At 72.6% G+C, this 15,653-nt stretch carries 15 protein-coding genes; 10 read left to right on the top strand and 5 right to left on the bottom strand.

Going from position 1 to position 15,653, the window contains the following annotated elements; all coding sequences use genetic code 11:
* A complete protein-coding gene (locus QHG49_RS22985; RefSeq protein ID WP_301491048.1) occupies nt 1-471 on the top strand; it encodes a DUF1203 domain-containing protein in 471 nt (156 codons plus the stop codon).
* A gap of 61 nt (nt 472-532) precedes the next feature.
* Here the strand turns inward: QHG49_RS22985 and QHG49_RS22980 are convergent, their stop codons facing one another.
* Nucleotides 533-2,050 (bottom strand): FAD-dependent monooxygenase, encoded by a 1,518-nt coding sequence (locus tag QHG49_RS22980; RefSeq protein ID WP_301491046.1) that lies wholly within the window; start codon nt 2,048-2,050, stop codon nt 533-535.
* A 298-nt stretch (nt 2,051-2,348) separates the two neighbouring features.
* Between QHG49_RS22980 and QHG49_RS22975 the strand changes: the two genes are divergently transcribed.
* Complete coding sequence (locus QHG49_RS22975) at nt 2,349-2,870, top strand: TetR family transcriptional regulator (RefSeq protein WP_236576672.1); 522 nt, start codon at nt 2,349-2,351, stop codon at nt 2,868-2,870.
* 256 nt (nt 2,871-3,126) lie between these two features.
* Here QHG49_RS22975 and QHG49_RS22970 read toward each other — a convergent pair whose 3' ends face one another.
* The 4 genes from QHG49_RS22970 to QHG49_RS22955 form a co-directional block, all read right to left on the bottom strand.
* The gene (locus QHG49_RS22970; RefSeq protein ID WP_085564762.1) at nt 3,127-3,402 is read right to left on the bottom strand and encodes a hypothetical protein; all 276 of its coding nucleotides are present in this window, start codon (nt 3,400-3,402) and stop codon (nt 3,127-3,129) included.
* A gap of 58 nt (nt 3,403-3,460) precedes the next feature.
* Nucleotides 3,461-5,554, bottom strand: coding sequence for a 4-alpha-glucanotransferase (gene malQ, locus QHG49_RS22965; RefSeq protein WP_301491043.1), 2,094 nt, complete (start codon nt 5,552-5,554; stop codon nt 3,461-3,463).
* The gene (locus QHG49_RS22960; RefSeq protein ID WP_145490342.1) at nt 5,555-5,842 is read right to left on the bottom strand and encodes a hypothetical protein; all 288 of its coding nucleotides are present in this window, start codon (nt 5,840-5,842) and stop codon (nt 5,555-5,557) included.
* Nucleotides 5,843-6,037: 195 nt separating this feature from the next.
* Nucleotides 6,038-6,574, bottom strand: a complete 537-nt coding sequence (locus tag QHG49_RS22955; protein WP_085564765.1) for an HNH endonuclease — start codon at nt 6,572-6,574, stop codon at nt 6,038-6,040.
* A 349-nt stretch (nt 6,575-6,923) separates the two neighbouring features.
* Between QHG49_RS22955 and QHG49_RS22950 the strand changes: the two genes are divergently transcribed.
* The 8 genes from QHG49_RS22950 (at nt 6,924) to QHG49_RS22915 (ending at nt 15,638) form a co-directional block, all read left to right on the top strand.
* Nucleotides 6,924-8,003, top strand: a complete 1,080-nt coding sequence (locus QHG49_RS22950; RefSeq protein ID WP_159708165.1) for a mechanosensitive ion channel family protein — start codon at nt 6,924-6,926, stop codon at nt 8,001-8,003.
* A 135-nt stretch (nt 8,004-8,138) separates the two neighbouring features.
* Nucleotides 8,139-8,759: a Uma2 family endonuclease gene (locus QHG49_RS22945; protein ID WP_301491040.1), complete on the top strand. Its 621-nt coding sequence runs from the start codon at nt 8,139-8,141 to the stop codon at nt 8,757-8,759.
* A gap of 131 nt (nt 8,760-8,890) precedes the next feature.
* The gene (locus QHG49_RS22940; protein ID WP_159701410.1) at nt 8,891-10,102 is read left to right on the top strand and encodes an ROK family transcriptional regulator; all 1,212 of its coding nucleotides are present in this window, start codon (nt 8,891-8,893) and stop codon (nt 10,100-10,102) included.
* A 92-nt stretch (nt 10,103-10,194) separates the two neighbouring features.
* Nucleotides 10,195-11,547: an ABC transporter substrate-binding protein gene (locus tag QHG49_RS22935; RefSeq protein WP_301491039.1), complete on the top strand. Its 1,353-nt coding sequence runs from the start codon at nt 10,195-10,197 to the stop codon at nt 11,545-11,547.
* A gap of 3 nt (nt 11,548-11,550) precedes the next feature.
* A complete protein-coding gene (locus tag QHG49_RS22930) occupies nt 11,551-12,492 on the top strand; it encodes a carbohydrate ABC transporter permease (protein WP_301491038.1) in 942 nt (313 codons plus the stop codon).
* 2 nt (nt 12,493-12,494) lie between these two features.
* The gene (locus QHG49_RS22925) at nt 12,495-13,388 is read left to right on the top strand and encodes a carbohydrate ABC transporter permease (protein WP_159701419.1); all 894 of its coding nucleotides are present in this window, start codon (nt 12,495-12,497) and stop codon (nt 13,386-13,388) included.
* Between the two features lie 7 nt (nt 13,389-13,395).
* The gene (locus QHG49_RS22920) at nt 13,396-14,661 is read left to right on the top strand and encodes a 6-phospho-beta-glucosidase (RefSeq protein ID WP_301491037.1); all 1,266 of its coding nucleotides are present in this window, start codon (nt 13,396-13,398) and stop codon (nt 14,659-14,661) included.
* Nucleotides 14,652-15,638 (top strand): N-acetylglucosamine kinase, encoded by a 987-nt coding sequence (locus QHG49_RS22915; protein ID WP_159701425.1) that lies wholly within the window; start codon nt 14,652-14,654, stop codon nt 15,636-15,638. The genes QHG49_RS22920 and QHG49_RS22915 overlap by 10 nt, the downstream gene beginning before the upstream one ends.
* The last annotated feature ends 15 nt before the right edge of the window (nt 15,639-15,653 follow it).

The following is a 15,653-nucleotide window of genomic DNA, read 5'->3' as shown; positions in this document are numbered from 1 at the left end:
ATGACGACGTACACCGTGTGTCCCGTTCCCGCCCCTGTCCTCGCCGCCCTGCCGGCCGAGGACGACGCGGGGAATCCCGCGGCCCCCTGCCCCGACCCGGAAGGCGGCGCGCCCCTGCGCTGCTGTCTGCGCCGCAGCGCACCCGGGGAGCGGATCGCCCTGGTCTCGTACGCCCCGTTGCGCCGCTGGGCGGCGCGGACCGGCGCCCGCCCCGGCGCGTACGACGAGCAGGAGCCGGTCTTCGTCCACGCGGCCGGCTGCCCCGGCCCATTCGACCGGGCCCTCCCCTTCACCGACGCCCACCGCGTCCTGCGCCGGTACTCGGCGCGGGGGCACATCCTCGGCGGGGAACTGGTGAGCGAGGACTTCCCGGCGGCCCTTGCGCGGGCGTTCGCCGGCCCGGAGGTGGCGTTCGTCCAGGTGCGGGCGGTGGAGCACGGGTGCTTCCTGTACGAGGTCAGGCAGGGCTGACCGGCCCGGCGGGGCCGGTACCGGACACGTCGAGCAGGGGGCGGGGTAAGCGGCGCTCCGCTCAGTGGAGTTGGCGGGCGGGGGCGGGGGCGCCCAGGTGGGTGGTCAGGGCGGATCGCAGGGTGTCCGGGGTGGGGGTGGTGTCCGTGGCCCAGGCCGCGTAGCCGTCGGGGCGGACCAGGAGGGTGGTGCGGCGGGGGCTCGCCCAGTGGGCCGTGGTCAGGCGGTCGGGGTGGGGCGGGGTCGGGGCCGACGGGCCGTGGGCCGGGGTGATCAGGACGAAGCGGCCGCCGCGCAGGGCCTCGTGGAGGCGCGTGCCGTCGGCGAGGCGGACGTCGGGGACGCGGGTGCCGGTGAGCGGGTGGGCGCCGCGGGGTGCGGGGTAGCGGTAGCCGATGCCGGTGATCTGGGCGATGACCTTGCGGCGGGCGGGGCCGAAGTCGCTCAGGAGCCCGGTGAGCGCGGCGCGGGCGGCCCGGGACCAGGGGCGCTTGGCCATGGCCAGCCGCACGAGCCCGCCGCTGCTGCGCAGGACCGCCCTGCCGACGGGGTGCCGTTCGGCCTGGTAGGTGTCGAGCAGGCCCGCGTCGGCGTGCCCGGCGAGGACGGCGGCCAGCTTCCAGCTGAGGTTGGCCGCGTCCTGGAGGCCGGTGTTCATGCCCTGTCCGCCGGCCGGGGTGTGCACATGGGCCGCGTCCCCGGCGAGGAAGACCCGACCGACCCGGTACGCCGGTGCCTGCCGTTCGTCGCTGTGGAAGCGGGACATCCAGCGGGCGTCGTGCATCCCGTAGTCACGGCCGAGCGCGAGCCGGGTGATCTCCTTGATCTCGGCCAGGTCCAGCGGCTCGGTGTCGGGCACGTCGTGGCCGCGGTGCCAGCCGATCACCCGGTGGTATCCGTCCCCGAACGGCGCGAGGAACGCGAACGCGTCACCCACCGCGTCGACCGTGAGCAGCTCCTCGGGCTCCTCGGCCAGCCTGACGTCGGCGAGGACGACGGACCGGATCACGGACTTCCCCGGGAACGGCAGCCCGATCGCCGCGCGCACCGCGCTGCGCATGCCGTCCGCGCCGACGACGTACGCGGCCCGCAGGGTCTGGGTACGGCCGTCCGGCCCCCGGGTCTCGACGGTCACCCCGTCCGCGTCCTGGACGAGTCCGGCCATCTCGGTGTCGTACCGGAACTCGGCTCCCGCCTCGACGGCGCGGCGCGCCAGTGCCTTCTCGACCTCGTACTGCGGGAGGACGAGGAGGTGGTTGAAGCGGGTGGGGAGGTCGGTGAGGCCGAGGGAGAGGCGGCCGAAGAGGCGGAGCCGGTCGAGGGGGCGGCCGGTGGCCTCCAGCTCGTCGGCGAGGCCTCGGGCGTCGAGTTGTTCGAGGGTGCGGGCGTGCAGGACGAAGGCGCGGGAGAGGTTGCTGATCTTCCGGGGGCGCTTCTCCAGCACGGTGACCGGGAGGCCGGCGGCGGCGAGATCACCGGCGAGGAGGAGTCCGGTGGGGCCGGAGCCGACGACGATGACGCCGGTGCTGTGGACGGTGTCGGTGGGATTTCCGTGGGGATTTCCGTCGGTGCCGGTCATGGTGGCCTCCTGTGGGTGCCAACGCCCGTGGGTCAACGTTTGTTGGCCACCCTCTACCGGTGACCAACGCTCGTTGGCCAACACCTGTTGGCCAACGTCCGTTGACAACGGTAGTGCGGGGCCGAGGCGAGGTCAACGCTTGTTGGCCCACGCGTGTTGGCCTACGCTCGTTGGCGTGACCGAGAATCACCCGACTGCGACTCCGACTCCGACCCCGACCCCGACCTCAAGGCCGGCCCCCGCCCCTACTCCGCCTCCGGCGGCCCCGCCCCGCCGCTCCGACACCACCCGCACCGCCATCCTCACCGCCGCCCGCGAACGCTTCGCCGCCGACGGCTACGACCGCGCCACCATCCGCGCCATCGCCAAGGACGCGGGGATCGACCCGTCGATGGTGATGCGCTACTTCGGCAGCAAGGAGGGACTGTTCGCCGCGGCCATCGACGTGGATCTGCGGCTGCCCGACCTCACGCCGGTGCCACGGGAGGAGGCCGGCCGCGCGCTGGTGGGTCACTTCCTCGACCTGTGGGAGGGGAACGAGCAGCTGCGGGCCATGCTCCGGGTCGGCGTCACCAGCCAGGCCGGTGCCGAGCGGATGCAGGGCGTCTTCCGCGACCAGCTGCTCCCGGTGGCCCGGCAGGTGTGCCCCGACCCCGAGCAGGTCCCGGCCCGCGCCGCCCTGTGCGCCGCCCAGCTCCTCGGCCTGGCCCTCACCCGCCACGTCCTCCAGATGCCCGCCGCGCAGACCCTGACCAGGGCGGAACTGGTGGCCTGGATGGGACCGACGGTGCAGCGCTATCTGACCGCGCCGAACCCGTGAAACAAGGTGTCGAGCACGCTGCGTCCCGCCGCTCACCCGGAGGGGCCCACTGCCAATGAACACCACCGTTGACGACCGGGGCGTACGAGCTGACCGTGATGGTCGCCGAGCTGCTTCCCGGCGCCTTCAGCCGGGGGGCGCCGTAACCGCAGAGGGGCGCGGAAACGCCGAGGGCGCCGACCTCACCCGGGTACGGCGTGCGCGCGTACCGACGGGAGGACAGGCGCCCCCGGCGTAGGAACCGATGATCCGGCGATCAGACCTTGGCCTGGGCGTCGGGCTTCACGTTGATGTTGGACGAAGGCGTCTTGCTCTTGTTGGGGGACAGCACCATCACCAGACCCGCGATGACCCCGAAGAGGACCAGCGGGAGCAGCACGTACAGACCCAGCGTCTGGACGACGCTCAGGCCCGGACCGGGGTCGTCGCCGTCGTCGCGGATCAGCGCGAGCGCAGGGGACGACATGAGCAGCATCATCAGCGTCGTACCGGCGCCCAGGGTGCCGGCGCGCAGGGCGTTCTTCTTGTCCACGATCTCAAGTTAGCGAATCACCCGGAAGGACGCGCGCCCGGGGTCCCATAGCGCCCCCTCAACCGTCCCTGAGCTGGGCGAACACCTCCAGGAGCGCGCGCAGTCGCGGCGCGGCCGTCAGTTCCTCCAGCGGCACCGCCCTGCCCTCGCGATCCGCGATCGGCAACCGCCAGTTGGGGTATTCCGCCCAGGTGCCCGGCAGATTCTGCGGGCGGCGGTCGCCCACGCCGTCCGGGAGCCAGACCCCGATCAGCCGGGCCGGGGTGCGCAGCAGGAACCGGTGGACGGCGCGCACCTCCGCCTCCTCGTCGGCGCCGGGCGGCCCGGTCGCCGTACTGTCCACCAGCCCGAGGCTGCCCAGCAGGGCGAGCCACTCGGCGGCGTCGGCGACGGCCTCGGCGCGCTCCTCGGCGACGGGGCGGGTCAGCAGGCCGAGCCGGTCGCGCAGTTCGACGTGGTCGCCGGTGAGACGGGCGGCGGTGGGCGGCAGATCGTGGGTGGTGGCGGTGGCGAGGCAGTCGGCGCGCCAGCGTTCGGGGGGCAGCGGCCGGCCGTCGCCGGTCCAGTCGCGTTCGAACCAGAGCACGGAGGTGCCGAGGAGGCCGCGCCGCTGCAGGGTCTCGCGGACGCCGGGCGCCACGGTGCCGAGGTCCTCGCCGATGACGACGGCCCCGGCGCGCCCGGCCTCCAGGGCGAGGACGGCGAGCATGGCCTCGGCGTCGTAATGGACGTACGTGCCCTCCGTGGGCGGGCTGCCCGCGGGGATCCACCAGAGCCGGAACAGGCCCATCACGTGGTCGATGCGCAGGGCGCCCGCGTACCGGAACAGGGCGCGCAGGAGGTCGCGGTAGGGGGCGTAGCCGCAGGCGGCGAGGCGGTCGGGGCGCCAGGGCGGCAGGCCCCAGTCCTGGCCCCGCGCGTTGAAGGCGTCCGGGGGCGCGCCGACGGACATGCCGGCGGCGAAGACGCCCTGCTGGGCCCAGGCGTCGGCGCCGGTGGGGTGCACGCCGACGGCGAGGTCGTGCACGATCCCGACCGGCATCCCGGCCTCCCGGGCGACGCGCTGCGCGGCCCGCAGCTGTCCGTCGGTGAGCCAGGCGAGGCGGGTGTGGAAGGCGACGCGGTCGGCGAGTCCGGTGCGGGCGCGGGCGGTCTCCTCGGAGCGGGGGTCGCGCAGGCCGTCGGGCCAGGTGGTCCAGTCGGGGCCGTGGGTCTCGGCGAGGGCGCAGTACGTGGCGTGGTCGTCGAGGGCCTGTCCGTGGGCGGCGCGGAAGGCGTCGTAGGCGGCGCGGCGGCCGGGGCCGAGGGGTACGGCGAGGACCGTCTCCAGCGCCTCGCGCTTGAGTTCCCACACCGCGTCGCGGTCGATGAGGGCGCCCTCGCCGAGCACGGCGTCGCGCAGCCGCGCGGCCCGCTCCAGCAGCCCGGCGAGCCGCTCGCGGTCCTCGGCGTACGCGTACTCGGGGACGTCCTCGACCCGCAGGTGCACGGGGTCGGGGAAGCGCCGGGAGGAGGGCCGGTACGGCGACGGGTCCGTGGGCGCGCCGGGCACGGCCGAGTGCAGCGGGTTGACCTGCACGAACCCGGCCCCTGCGGTCCTCCCGGCCCAGCCGGCCAGCTCGGCGAGGTCGCCGAGGTCGCCCATCCCCCAGGAGCGGCGGGAGAGCAGCGAGTACAGCTGGACGAGGAGTCCGTAGGAGCGTCCGGGCGGTGCGGGCAGCCGGTCGGGGGCGACGACGAGGTGGGCGTGTCCGGTGCGGCCGTCGGGGGCGGTGGCGGTGACCCGGTGGACGCCGAGGGGCAGCCCGGCGACGAGGGGCGCGCTCGCGCGGTACGACTCCTCGCCCTCCTCCGTCTCGATCCGCACCCGGGTGCCGGGCGGGAGCGCGGTGACGGCGGCGGGGTCGTGGGTGTCGCCGGCCCAGTGCACGACGGTCGGCGGCAGCAGGCGCGCGTCCAGCGCGCGCTCCCGGTCGGCGAGGGCGGCGCGGACCGCTTCGGGGGTGGTGGCGTCGACGCCGAGGGCGCCCAGCGCGGCGACGACGGCGGAGGCGGGGACGGTGACCGTGAGGTCCGGGGCGGGGCTGTAGGAGACGGCGACCCCGTGCAGCTCGGCGAGCCGTGACAGCTCGTCCGCGCGCGCCCCCGTCATCTACGACCCCGCCGCGTAGGCGTCCGACTCACTGGTGAGGGTGCTGGTGTCGGCGAGCGGCGGCTCGCTGGTCAGGGGCTCGGCGGCGGGCAGCGGCGGCTCGCTGGTGAGCGGCGCCGTCGTGGCGGCGGCCTCCGCGTTGAACGCGTACAGCCTGATCTCCCCGGTCTCGGTCGACTCGATCGACTCGATGGTCTCGGCGGACGTCTCCGCCAGGGGTTTGCGCACGGTGTCGGCGCGGCCGTGTTTCCACTGGGCCGGGATCTGGGTGCGGGCGGATACGGGCACGGGGGCTCCTTCGTCGCTCATGGCCGGTCAGGGCAGGCCTACCCAGTGAGCGCGATGACAGACGTCCCCGAACGGCGGAGCTGTGTCACGTGTCCGGTACGGCACCGCGCGCCGCCGCCTCCACCGCATGCCGGCGTCCCCCGCGTCCCGTCCTCTCGGGCAGGGCGCGGGGGGGATGCGCGAAGGCCCGGATCGTCAGGCCGAGATGCCGTCGATCCGGGCCATGGCGTCGTCCGCGCCGTACGGCTGCAGGTAGGGCAGCCAGCGCGGGTCCCTGTGGCCGGTGCCGATGATGCGCCAGGCCAGACCGGTGGGCGGGGCGGGTTTGTGGTGCAGGCGCCAGCCCAGTTCGACGAGGTGGCGGTCGGCCTTCACGTGGTTGCAGCGGCGGCAGGAGGCCACCACGTTGTCCCAGACGTGCTTGCCCCCGCGGCTGCGCGGGATGACGTGGTCGACGCTGGTTGCGACGCCACCGCAGTACATGCACCGGCCCCCGTCGCGTGCGAAGAGCGCACGGCGGGTGAGCGGAACGGGCCCGCGGTAGGGAACCCGGACGAATCGCTTGAGCCGGACCACGCTGGGTGCGGGGAGTGTGACGGTCGCGCTGTGCATGAAGGCGCCGGATTCCTCCAGGGAGACGGCCTTGTTCTCCAGGACGAGGATGAGCGCGCGGCGGAGCGGTACGACGCCGAGCGGCTCGTACGACGCGTTGAGGACCAGGACATGCGGCACGGGTGCCTCCTTGGGCGTCGGCGGCGCGTGGCTCGCGCCGGGACGATCTGCAGCCAGTCTCCCCTCATGCCTGGTGGCGGCGCCACCATGTCCCGGTAACGGGCTGGGAGTGTTTTCGACCACAGGTGATACATCCCCCTCTTCATGGCCCGTTCAAGCCAGGGTGAGCCGTGTCTCTCCTGCGCTCCTCCTTGGCGGATCCGCACAGGACACCCACAATGCCCCGTTAGTGTGGTGGTGCTGGCCGTCCGGTGATCTTTTCGTGACCTCGCAGACCCTGCCCGCCCCACCGGTACGGACCGTGCAGCACCTGGAGGTACCTGCCGTGTCGTCCTTGCCCGTGGTCCTGATGGCCGCCGGTGCGTCACCGTCCCCGTCGCCCTCGGGTACGGCGCCCGTGGTGCCGACGCTCCAGGACGCCCAGGACAGCGCGACGAACGCGGCGAGCTGGGTCGAGCAGAACTGGTCGACGTGGCTCGCCATGGGGCTGCAGATCCTGCTGATCATCGTGGTGGCGGTCGCGCTGCGGTCGGTGGTGCGGCGGGCGATCACCAAGCTGATAGAGCGGATGGCCCGGACCGCGCAGGCCGTGGACGGCACCGCGCTGGGCGGACTGCTGGTCAACGCGGAGCGGCGGCGGCAGCGGTCGGCGGCGATCGGGTCCGTGCTGCGCTCGGTGGCGAGCTTCCTGATCCTCGGTACGGCGGCGCTGATGGTGCTGTCCACCTTCAAGATCAACCTGGCCCCGCTGCTGGCGTCCGCCGGTGTCGCCGGTGTCGCGATCGGTTTCGGCGCGCGGAACCTCGTCACGGACTTCCTGTCCGGCGTGTTCATGATCCTGGAGGACCAGTACGGCGTCGGCGACGTGATCGACGCGGGCGTGGCCACGGGCGAGGTGATCGAGGTCGGGCTGCGCGTGACGAAGCTGCGCGGCGCCGAGGGAGAGATCTGGTACGTCCGCAACGGCGAGGTCAAGCGGATCGGCAACCTGTCCCAGGGCTGGGCGACGGCCGGGGTCGATGTGACCGTGCGCTCCAGTGAGGATCTGGACAAGGTCAAGGCGACGCTGGACGAGGTCGCCGAGAAGACGAGCAAGGAAGAGCCCTGGAACGAGCTGCTGTGGGGCCCGATCGAGGTCCTCGGCCTGGACTCCGTGCTCATCGACTCCATGGTGGTCCGCGTCTCCGCGAAGACCATGCCCGGCAAGTCCGTCGCCGTCGAACGCGAGCTGCGCTGGCGCATCAAGCGCGCCTTCGACGCGGCGCACATCCGCATCGTGGGCGGCGCGACGGCGATCGAGGACGTGGCGGACGCCCCCGACCCCACCGCCGCGGTCGCCGCCCCCTCCGCCTTCTCCAACGCCGACTCCCCCCAGTCGATGGCCGCGACCCCGATCACGACCCAGCGAACGGTCCCGCCCCGGAAGTAGGGGAACGGTTCAGCACACTCGTTCGAGTGAAGGGGTGGGGCATTCCGGCGCGGTGGCGTTCGGGGTGCCCCATCGTTCTGCCGGGGCGCCCGGAGCGGGCTTAGCCTGGCATCGATGCGACAAGGAGAACGAGCGATGAGCGCCGGACCTCTCGTGGAGCCGATGATGACGCAGGACCCCATCGATCTGCTGATCGCGTTCGAGAAGGCGTCGGTGGCGCCGATTCGACCCGAGTACATCGAGGGGACGGTCATCGTGCCGCCGCAGCCGGATTACAACCACAGCAAGGGCGCGGTCAAGCTCACCTTCCAGCTCCACATGGCCGGACTCGATCTGGCGGGTATGGGCATGGGCTTCCGCGCGGCCCACCAGGACGGCAGCACCATGGCATTGGTGATCCCCGACTTCTACATCCTGCGCCGTGAGCCGACCGAACTGGACAGCTCGTATCTCAGGGTCCACAAGGGCTGGTACCCGATCGGCATGATCGCTCTGGTCGGCGAGGTCACGTCGTCCAACCACGCCATCGACACGGGCGCCATGCTGGCCGCTTACGCCGCAGCCGGAATCCCGGTCCATGTCCTGATCAACCGCGAAACGCGGACGGCCCACTGCTACACCGGACCGACGCTTTCCGGTGACAACCCCGTAGATGCCTACTACGAGCACGACATCAAGGTCGACCTCGGCGACCCCCTCCCCCTTCCGGCGCCGTACCCCACCCTCGACACCAGCCCCTTCCTCGTCACCAGCTGACGAGCCCTCCGCACCCCGAGATAACGACTCCGTTGCCTCGGGGGTCTCACGTATTGACGCCCCCTCCCCGCCGGGCTTACGTTCGGGCGCAATAGGAAAGTTTCCTAACAGTGAGGCAGGTGGCGGGATCCATGGCAGGAACGGCCGGTACGCCGGGGACCCCGCGCGTGCTGCGGGCGATGAACGATCGTGCCGCGCTGGATCTGCTGCTGGAGCACGGGCCGCTGTCCCGGACCCGGATCGGGAATCTGACGGGGCTGTCCAAGCCCACCGCCTCCCAGCTGCTGGCCCGCCTGGAGGCCGCGGGGCTGGTCCGGGTCACCGGGACCAGCGAGGGGCGGCCGGGGCCCAGCGCCCAGCTGTACGCGGTGAACCCCGGTGCCGCCCACGCCGCCGGACTCGATGTCGCCCCGGACCGCATCCGCGCCGCCGTCGCCGACATCACCGGCCGCACGGTCGGCGAGTACGAGCTGCCCACCCCCGGCAGAAGGCCCGCGCAGTCCGTCGTACGACAGGTCACCGACGCCCTCGACGGCGCCGTGAAGTCGGCCGGGCTGACCCGCGGCGAGCTGCACCGGGTCGTCATCGGCACGCCCGGTGCGTTCGACCCGAACACCGGGCGGCTGCGCTACGCCTCGCACCTGCCCGGCTGGCACTCCCCCGCGCTGCTCGACGAACTCGCCGCCGCGCTGCCGATGCCGGTCGAGTACGAGAACGACGTCAACCTCGTCGCCGTCGCCGAACAGCGCCTCGGCGCCGCCCGCGGCCACGGGGACTTCGTGCTGCTGTGGAACGAGGAGGGCCTCGGCGCCGCCCTCGTGCTCGGCGGCCGGCTGCACCGCGGCTGGACCGGCGGCGCCGGCGAGGTCGGTTTCCTGCCGGTGCCGGGCACGCCCCTGGTGCGCCAGGTGACCCGGGCCAACAGCGGCGGCTACCAGGAGCTGGCCGGCGCCCAGGAGCTGCCGAAGCTGGCCCGTGAACTCGGCGTCCCGGACGTGCCGCCGGGGCCGTACACCGAGGCGGCGCGACAGCTGCTGGCCCGTGCCGCCGACCACGCGGGCGGCCCGCACCGGGAGCTGCTGAAGGCGTACGCGACCCGCCTCGCCACCGGTCTCGCCGCGCTCGTCTCGGTCCTCGACCCCGAACTCGTCGTGCTCAGCGGCTCCGCCCTGACCGCGGGCGGCGAGGTGCTGCGCGCCCTGATCCAGGCCGAACTGGAGGAGCTGGCGGCGGCCCGGCCCCGGCTCGTCCTCGGCGACATCCGCGAACACCCCGTCCTGCGCGGCGCGTTGGAGTCCGCGCTCGCCACCACCCGGGACGAGGTCTTCGACACCTCCCGCTGACCGGACCCCGGCCACCCCGGAAAGCCCGGGTCCCGGAATACCCCCGCACCGCGCCCTCCCCACCCCGACCCGACCGTCCTGGGAGATCCGCCATGCCCACCGCAACATCCGGAGTCACCAGAGCCACCCGCGCAGCCGCCCTCGCCCTCACCGCCTCCGCCGTGCTGCTGACCGCCGCCTGCACCGGGCAGTCCGACGCGGGTGCCACGGACGATCCCACCAAGGACACGACGATCACCTTCTGGCACGCCTGGAGCGCGCCGAACGAGGTGGCGGCGGTCAAGTCCCTGGTCGCCGGGTTCGAGAAGGCGCACCCCGACATCCATGTGCGCATCGTCGGCAACATGACCGACGACAAGATCAACCAGGCGCTGCGCGCGGGCGGCGGCGACGCCCCGGACGTGATCTCCTCCTTCACCACCAACAACGTGGGCAAGTTCTGCTCCTCCGGCGCGCTGATCGACCTCGATCCCTTCCTGAAGAAGGCGGGCATCGACCCCGCGCGCACCTTCCCGAAGGCGATGAACGAGTACACCCGGTTCGACGGCGACCGCTGCACCGTGCCGCTGCTCGGGGACGCGTACGGGCTGTACTACAACAAGACGGCGTTCGCGAAGGCCGGGATCGGGCAACCTCCCAAGACGTGGAGCGAGTTCGAGGCCGACGCCAGGAAACTCACCGTGCCGGACGGGGACTCGTACAAGCAGCTCGGGTTCATGCCCGACTACCACGGCTGGGAGACCACCACCGAGCACTACTTCGGCCAGTTCTCGCCGACGTACTTCACCGCGGACGGCAAGTCGAACGTCGCCAAGGACCCGGCGTTCCAGGAGGGGTTCGCGCTTCAGAAGCGGCTCGTGGACGAACTCGGCGGATTCCGGAAGCTGGAGAGGTTCCGCGCCACCCTCGGCGACGAGTGGGGCGCCAAACACCCCTTCCATACGGGTCAGGTGGCCATGCAGCTGGACGGCGAGTGGCGGCTCGGGATGGCCGAGCAGACCAAGCCGAAGTTCGAGATAGGCGTCGCCCCGCTGCCCGTACCGGACGATCAGTTGGACCAGTACGGCAAGGGCTACATCACCGGCACCATCACCGGCATCGCCGCCACCAGCCACAAGCGGAACGCCGCCTGGGAGTTCGTGAAGTACATCAGCACGGACACGGACGCCGTGGTCGGCTTCGCCAACGCCATCCACAACGTGCCGTCCACCCTCGCGGCCCTCAAGTCCCCCGAGCTGAAGTACGACCCGCGCTTCAAGACCTTCCTGGACATCGCCGCCGACCCCGACTCCACCACCACGCCGGCCTCCCTCAACGGCGGCCAGTACCTGGTGACGCTCCAGCAGCTGGGCTACGACTACGAGAGCGGCAGGGTCACGGATCTGACGGCCGGGCTGAAGAAGGCCGCCGCGCAGATCGACACGGACATCGCGCAGGCGAAGTAGCCCATGAGCACGCTCACCCTGGCCGCCAAGCGCCGCCGCTCGGCGCTGCGCACGCTCGCCTTCCTGTCGCCGTGGCTGATCGGCTTCGCGGTGTTCTTCGCGTACCCGCTGATCTCCACGGTCTACTTCTCCTTCATGCGCTACGACGGCTTCCGGCCGCCCACCTGGAGCGGCGGGAAGAACTGGGCCTACGTCTTCGAGCACTACCCGCTGTTCTGGCCCGCGCTGCGCAACACCCTGTGGCTGGTCGTGGTGATGGTGACCCTGCGCGTGGCCTTCGGGCTCGGCATCGGGATGCTCATCACGAAGATCAAGACGGGTACGGGCGTCTTCCGCACCCTGTTCTACCTGCCCTACCTCGCCCCGCCGGTCGCCGCCACCATGGCCTTCGCGTTCCTGCTCAACCCCGGTACCGGGCCGGTCGATTCACTCCTGGAGAAGGTGGGGATCCCGGCGCCGGGCTGGTTCGACGACCCCGACTGGTCCAAGCCGGCGCTGACCCTGCTCGCGCTGTGGGGCATCGGCGATCTGATGGTGATCTTCATGGCCGCGCTGCTCGACGTGCCGAGGGAGCAGTACGAGGCGGCCGAGCTGGACGGCGCCTCCGCCTGGCAGCGGTTCCGGTACGTGACGCTGCCGAACATCTCCCCCATCGTCATGTTCGCCGTCGTCACCGGCGTGATCCAGGCCATGCAGTGCTACACGGAGCCGCTGGTCGCGGGGAAGGTGGCCTCCGGGGTGATCCAGGGCGCGGGCGCCCAGTTCGAGCCCGGCTACCCGGACAGGTCCACGCTCACCCTGCCCCAGCTGGTCTACAACCTCGGCTTCCAGCGCTTCGACTACGGCTCCGCGTGCGTCGTCGCCCTCGTGCTCTTCGCCCTGTCCATGGCGTTCACCGCGCTGCTGATGCGGCGCCGGGGCGGCCTGATCCAGGCAGGTGACTGATCGTGACCCAAGTGCTATCCACACCAGCTCAGTCGACACCGGTGTCCACGCCCGCGCGGCGCACGGCCCGCCGCAAGGAGCTGCTGCGGTGGATCGCGGTGCACTCCCTCGGTGTCGCCGCCGCGCTCTTCTTCGTGCTGCCCTTCGTGTTCGTGCTGCTGACCTCGCTGATGAGCGACAGCCAGGCACTGAGCCGCGATCTGGTCCCGCACACCTGGGAGTGGGGCAACTACCGCGAGGTCTTCGACACGCCCGGCTTCCTCACCTGGTGGCGCAACACCCTGCTCTACGCCGGCCTCGGCACCGCGCTGACCGTGGTGTCCTCGGTCCCGGTGGCGTACGCGCTCGCCAAGTTCCGCTTCCGGGGCCGCGGTCTCGCCCTGATGCTGGTGATCTCGATGATGATGCTGCCCCCACAGGTCGTCGTCATCCCGATGTACCTCTTCTGGGCGAAACAGCTGGGCCTGTCCGGGACGCTGTGGCCGCTGATCGTCCCGATGGCGTTCGGCGACGCGTTCTCCATCTTCCTGCTGCGCCAGTTCCTGACGACCATCCCGGACGAGTACGTCGACGCCGCCCGGGTGGACGGCTGCGGCGAACTGCGCACCCTCCTGCGGGTCGTCCTGCCGATGGCCAGGCCCGGTATCGCCGCCGTGGCCCTCTTCCAGTTCTTCACCGCCTGGAACGACTACTTCGGCCCCCAGATCTACGCCTCCGAGAACCCCGGCGCCTGGACGCTGAGTTACGGCCTGGAGTCGTTCAAGGGCGCGCACCACACCGACTGGAACCTCACCATGGCCGCGACGGTGCTGGTCATGGCCCCCGTGATCCTCGTGTTCTTCTTCGCCCAGAAGGCATTCGTCGAGGGCGTCACGCTCACCGGAGTGAAGGGCTGATCTCTGCATGAAACTCACCGTGGTCGGCGGCGGCTCGACCTACACCCCCGAACTCGTCGACGGCTTCGCCCGGCTCAGGGACACCCTGCCCGTCGAGGAACTGGTCCTGGTGGACCCGGACGCCGAACGCCTCAAGCTGGTGGGCGGGTTGGCGCGGCGGATCTTCGCCAGGCAGGGGCACGGCGGCCGGATCGTGACCACCGCCGACCTGGACGCGGGCATCGACGGCGCCGACGCGGTGCTGCTCCAGCTGCGCGTCGGCGGCCAGGCGGCCCGGCAGCAGGACGAGACCTGGCCGCTGGAGTGCGGCTGCGTCGGCCAGGAGACCACCGGCGCGGGCGGCCTCGCCAAGGCGCTGCGCACCGTACCGGTCGTGCTCGACATCGCCGAGCGGGTCCGGCGTACCAATCCCCGCGCCTGGATCATCGACTTCACCAACCCGGTCGGCATCGTCACCCGCGCCCTGCTGCACGCCGGGCACCGCGCGGTCGGGCTGTGCAACGTGGCGATCGGCCTCCAGCGCAAGTTCGCCGACCGCCTCGGGGTGACCCCGCGGGACGTGCACCTCACGCACGTGGGGCTCAACCACCTCACCTGGGAGACCGCCGTACGGCTCGGCGGGCCCGAGGGCGAGAACGTGCTGCCCAAGCTGCTCGCCGAGCACGGCGACGCCATCGCCGACGACCTGCGGCTGCCGCGCGCCCTCCTCGACCGCCTCGGCGTCGTCCCCTCGTACTACCTGCGCTACTTCTACGCCCACGACGAGGTCGTACGGGAGCTGCGCAGCAAGCCCTCACGGGCCGAGGAAGTGGCCCGGATGGAGCGGGAACTGCTCACGATGTACGGCGATCCGGCGCTGGACGAGAAGCCGGCGCTGCTCGCCCAGCGGGGCGGGGCCTACTACTCGGAGGCGGCGGTGGACCTGGCGGCGGCGCTGCTCGGCGGGGAGGGCAGCCCGTACCAGGTGGTGAACACGCTGAACAAGGGCACGCTGCCGTTCCTCGCCGACGACGCGGTGATCGAGGTGCAGGCGGCGGTCGGCCCGGCCGGTCCCGCGCCGCTGCCGGTGCCCGAGGTGGACCCGCTGTACGCGGGCCTGATCGCGAACGTGACGGCCTACGAGGAGCTGGCCCTGGAGGCGGCGCTGCGCGGCGGCCGGGACCGGGTCTTCCGCGCCCTGCTCGCGCACCCGCTGATCGGCCAGTTCGAGTACGCCGAGACCCTGGCCGACCGACTGATCGCACACAACCGGGAGCATCTCGCGTGGGCCTGACCTCGACCGACAGAGCGAGCGTGCTCGCCATCGACGCGGGCAACAGCAAGACCGACGTGGCCGTGGTCGGCGCCGACGGCGAGGTGCTGGCCACGGCGCGCGGCGGCGGCTTCCGGCCGCCGGCGGTGGGCGTGGCGGCGGCCCTCGACGCGCTCGCCGAACCGGTGCGGCGGGCGCTGGCGCAGGCCGGCCTGGACCGGGTCACCCAGGTCTCCGCGTGCCTGGCCAACGCCGATCTGCCCGTGGAGGAGGAGCGGTTGGCGGCCGCGCTGCACGCGCGCGGGTGGGGCGGGGCGGTGGAGGTGCGCAACGACACCTTCGCGATCCTGCGCGCGGGCGTCGCCGAGCCCCGGGGCGTGGCGGTGGTCTGCGGGGCGGGCATCAACTGCGTGGGGATGCGGCCCGACGGCCGTACCGCCCGCTTCCCGGCGATCGGCCGGATCTCCGGTGACTGGGGCGGCGGCTGGGGTCTCGCGGAGGAGGCGCTGTGGTGCGCGGCGCGGGCCGAGGACGGCCGGGGCGAGGCGACGGCCCTCGCACGCACCCTGCCCGCCCACTTCGGGCTGCCCTCCATGTACGCGCTGATCGAGGCGCTGCACCTGGAGCGCCTGGCGCCCGAGCGGCGCGGTGAGCTGGCCCCGGTGCTGTTCGCCACGGCGGCGGGCGGCGACCCGGTGGCGCGGGCGCTCGTGGACCGGCTCGCGGACGAGGTGACGGTGCTGGCCGTGGTCGCGCTGACCCGCCTCGAACTGCTGGACGAGCAGGTGCCGGTGCTGCTCGGCGGGAGCGTGCTGACCGCCGGGCACGCCCAGCTGGACGACGGCATCCGCGCCCGGCTCGCGGCCCGCGCCCCCAAGGCCGCCGTACACATCGTCAACGCGCGTCCGGTGCTCGGCGCCGTCCTCCTCGGGCTGGACCGGCTCGGGGCGGGAGCGGGGGCGCGGGAGCGGGCGCGGGGGTACTGGGAGGCGCCCTGAGGTACGGGGAGCGCC

Origin of the sequence: Streptomyces sp. WP-1, from assembly GCF_030450125.1 — a bacterium.
Lineage (GTDB): Bacteria > Actinomycetota > Actinomycetes > Streptomycetales > Streptomycetaceae > Streptomyces > Streptomyces incarnatus.
The sequence above is the reverse complement of the archived record's forward strand: the minus strand, read 5'-3'. Positions and strand labels throughout refer to the sequence as shown.

Bases quoted from the DNA above. Each gene is read 5' to 3' on its own strand.
- QHG49_RS22985 (WP_301491048.1), top strand. From the start codon at position 1: ATGACGACGTACACCGTGTGTCCCGTTCCCGCCCCTGTCCTCGCCGCC.
- QHG49_RS22980 (WP_301491046.1), bottom strand. From the start codon at position 2,050: ATGACCGGCACCGACGGAAATCCCCACGGAAATCCCACCGACACCGTC.
- malQ (WP_301491043.1), bottom strand. From the start codon at position 5,554: ATGACGGGGGCGCGCGCGGACGAGCTGTCACGGCTCGCCGAGCTGCAC.
- QHG49_RS22950 (WP_159708165.1), top strand. From the start codon at position 6,924: ATGGCCGCCGGTGCGTCACCGTCCCCGTCGCCCTCGGGTACGGCGCCC.
- QHG49_RS22945 (WP_301491040.1), top strand. From the start codon at position 8,139: ATGAGCGCCGGACCTCTCGTGGAGCCGATGATGACGCAGGACCCCATC.
- QHG49_RS22940 (WP_159701410.1), top strand. From the start codon at position 8,891: ATGGCAGGAACGGCCGGTACGCCGGGGACCCCGCGCGTGCTGCGGGCG.
- QHG49_RS22935 (WP_301491039.1), top strand. From the start codon at position 10,195: ATGCCCACCGCAACATCCGGAGTCACCAGAGCCACCCGCGCAGCCGCC.
- QHG49_RS22930 (WP_301491038.1), top strand. From the start codon at position 11,551: ATGAGCACGCTCACCCTGGCCGCCAAGCGCCGCCGCTCGGCGCTGCGC.
- QHG49_RS22920 (WP_301491037.1), top strand. From the start codon at position 13,396: ATGAAACTCACCGTGGTCGGCGGCGGCTCGACCTACACCCCCGAACTC.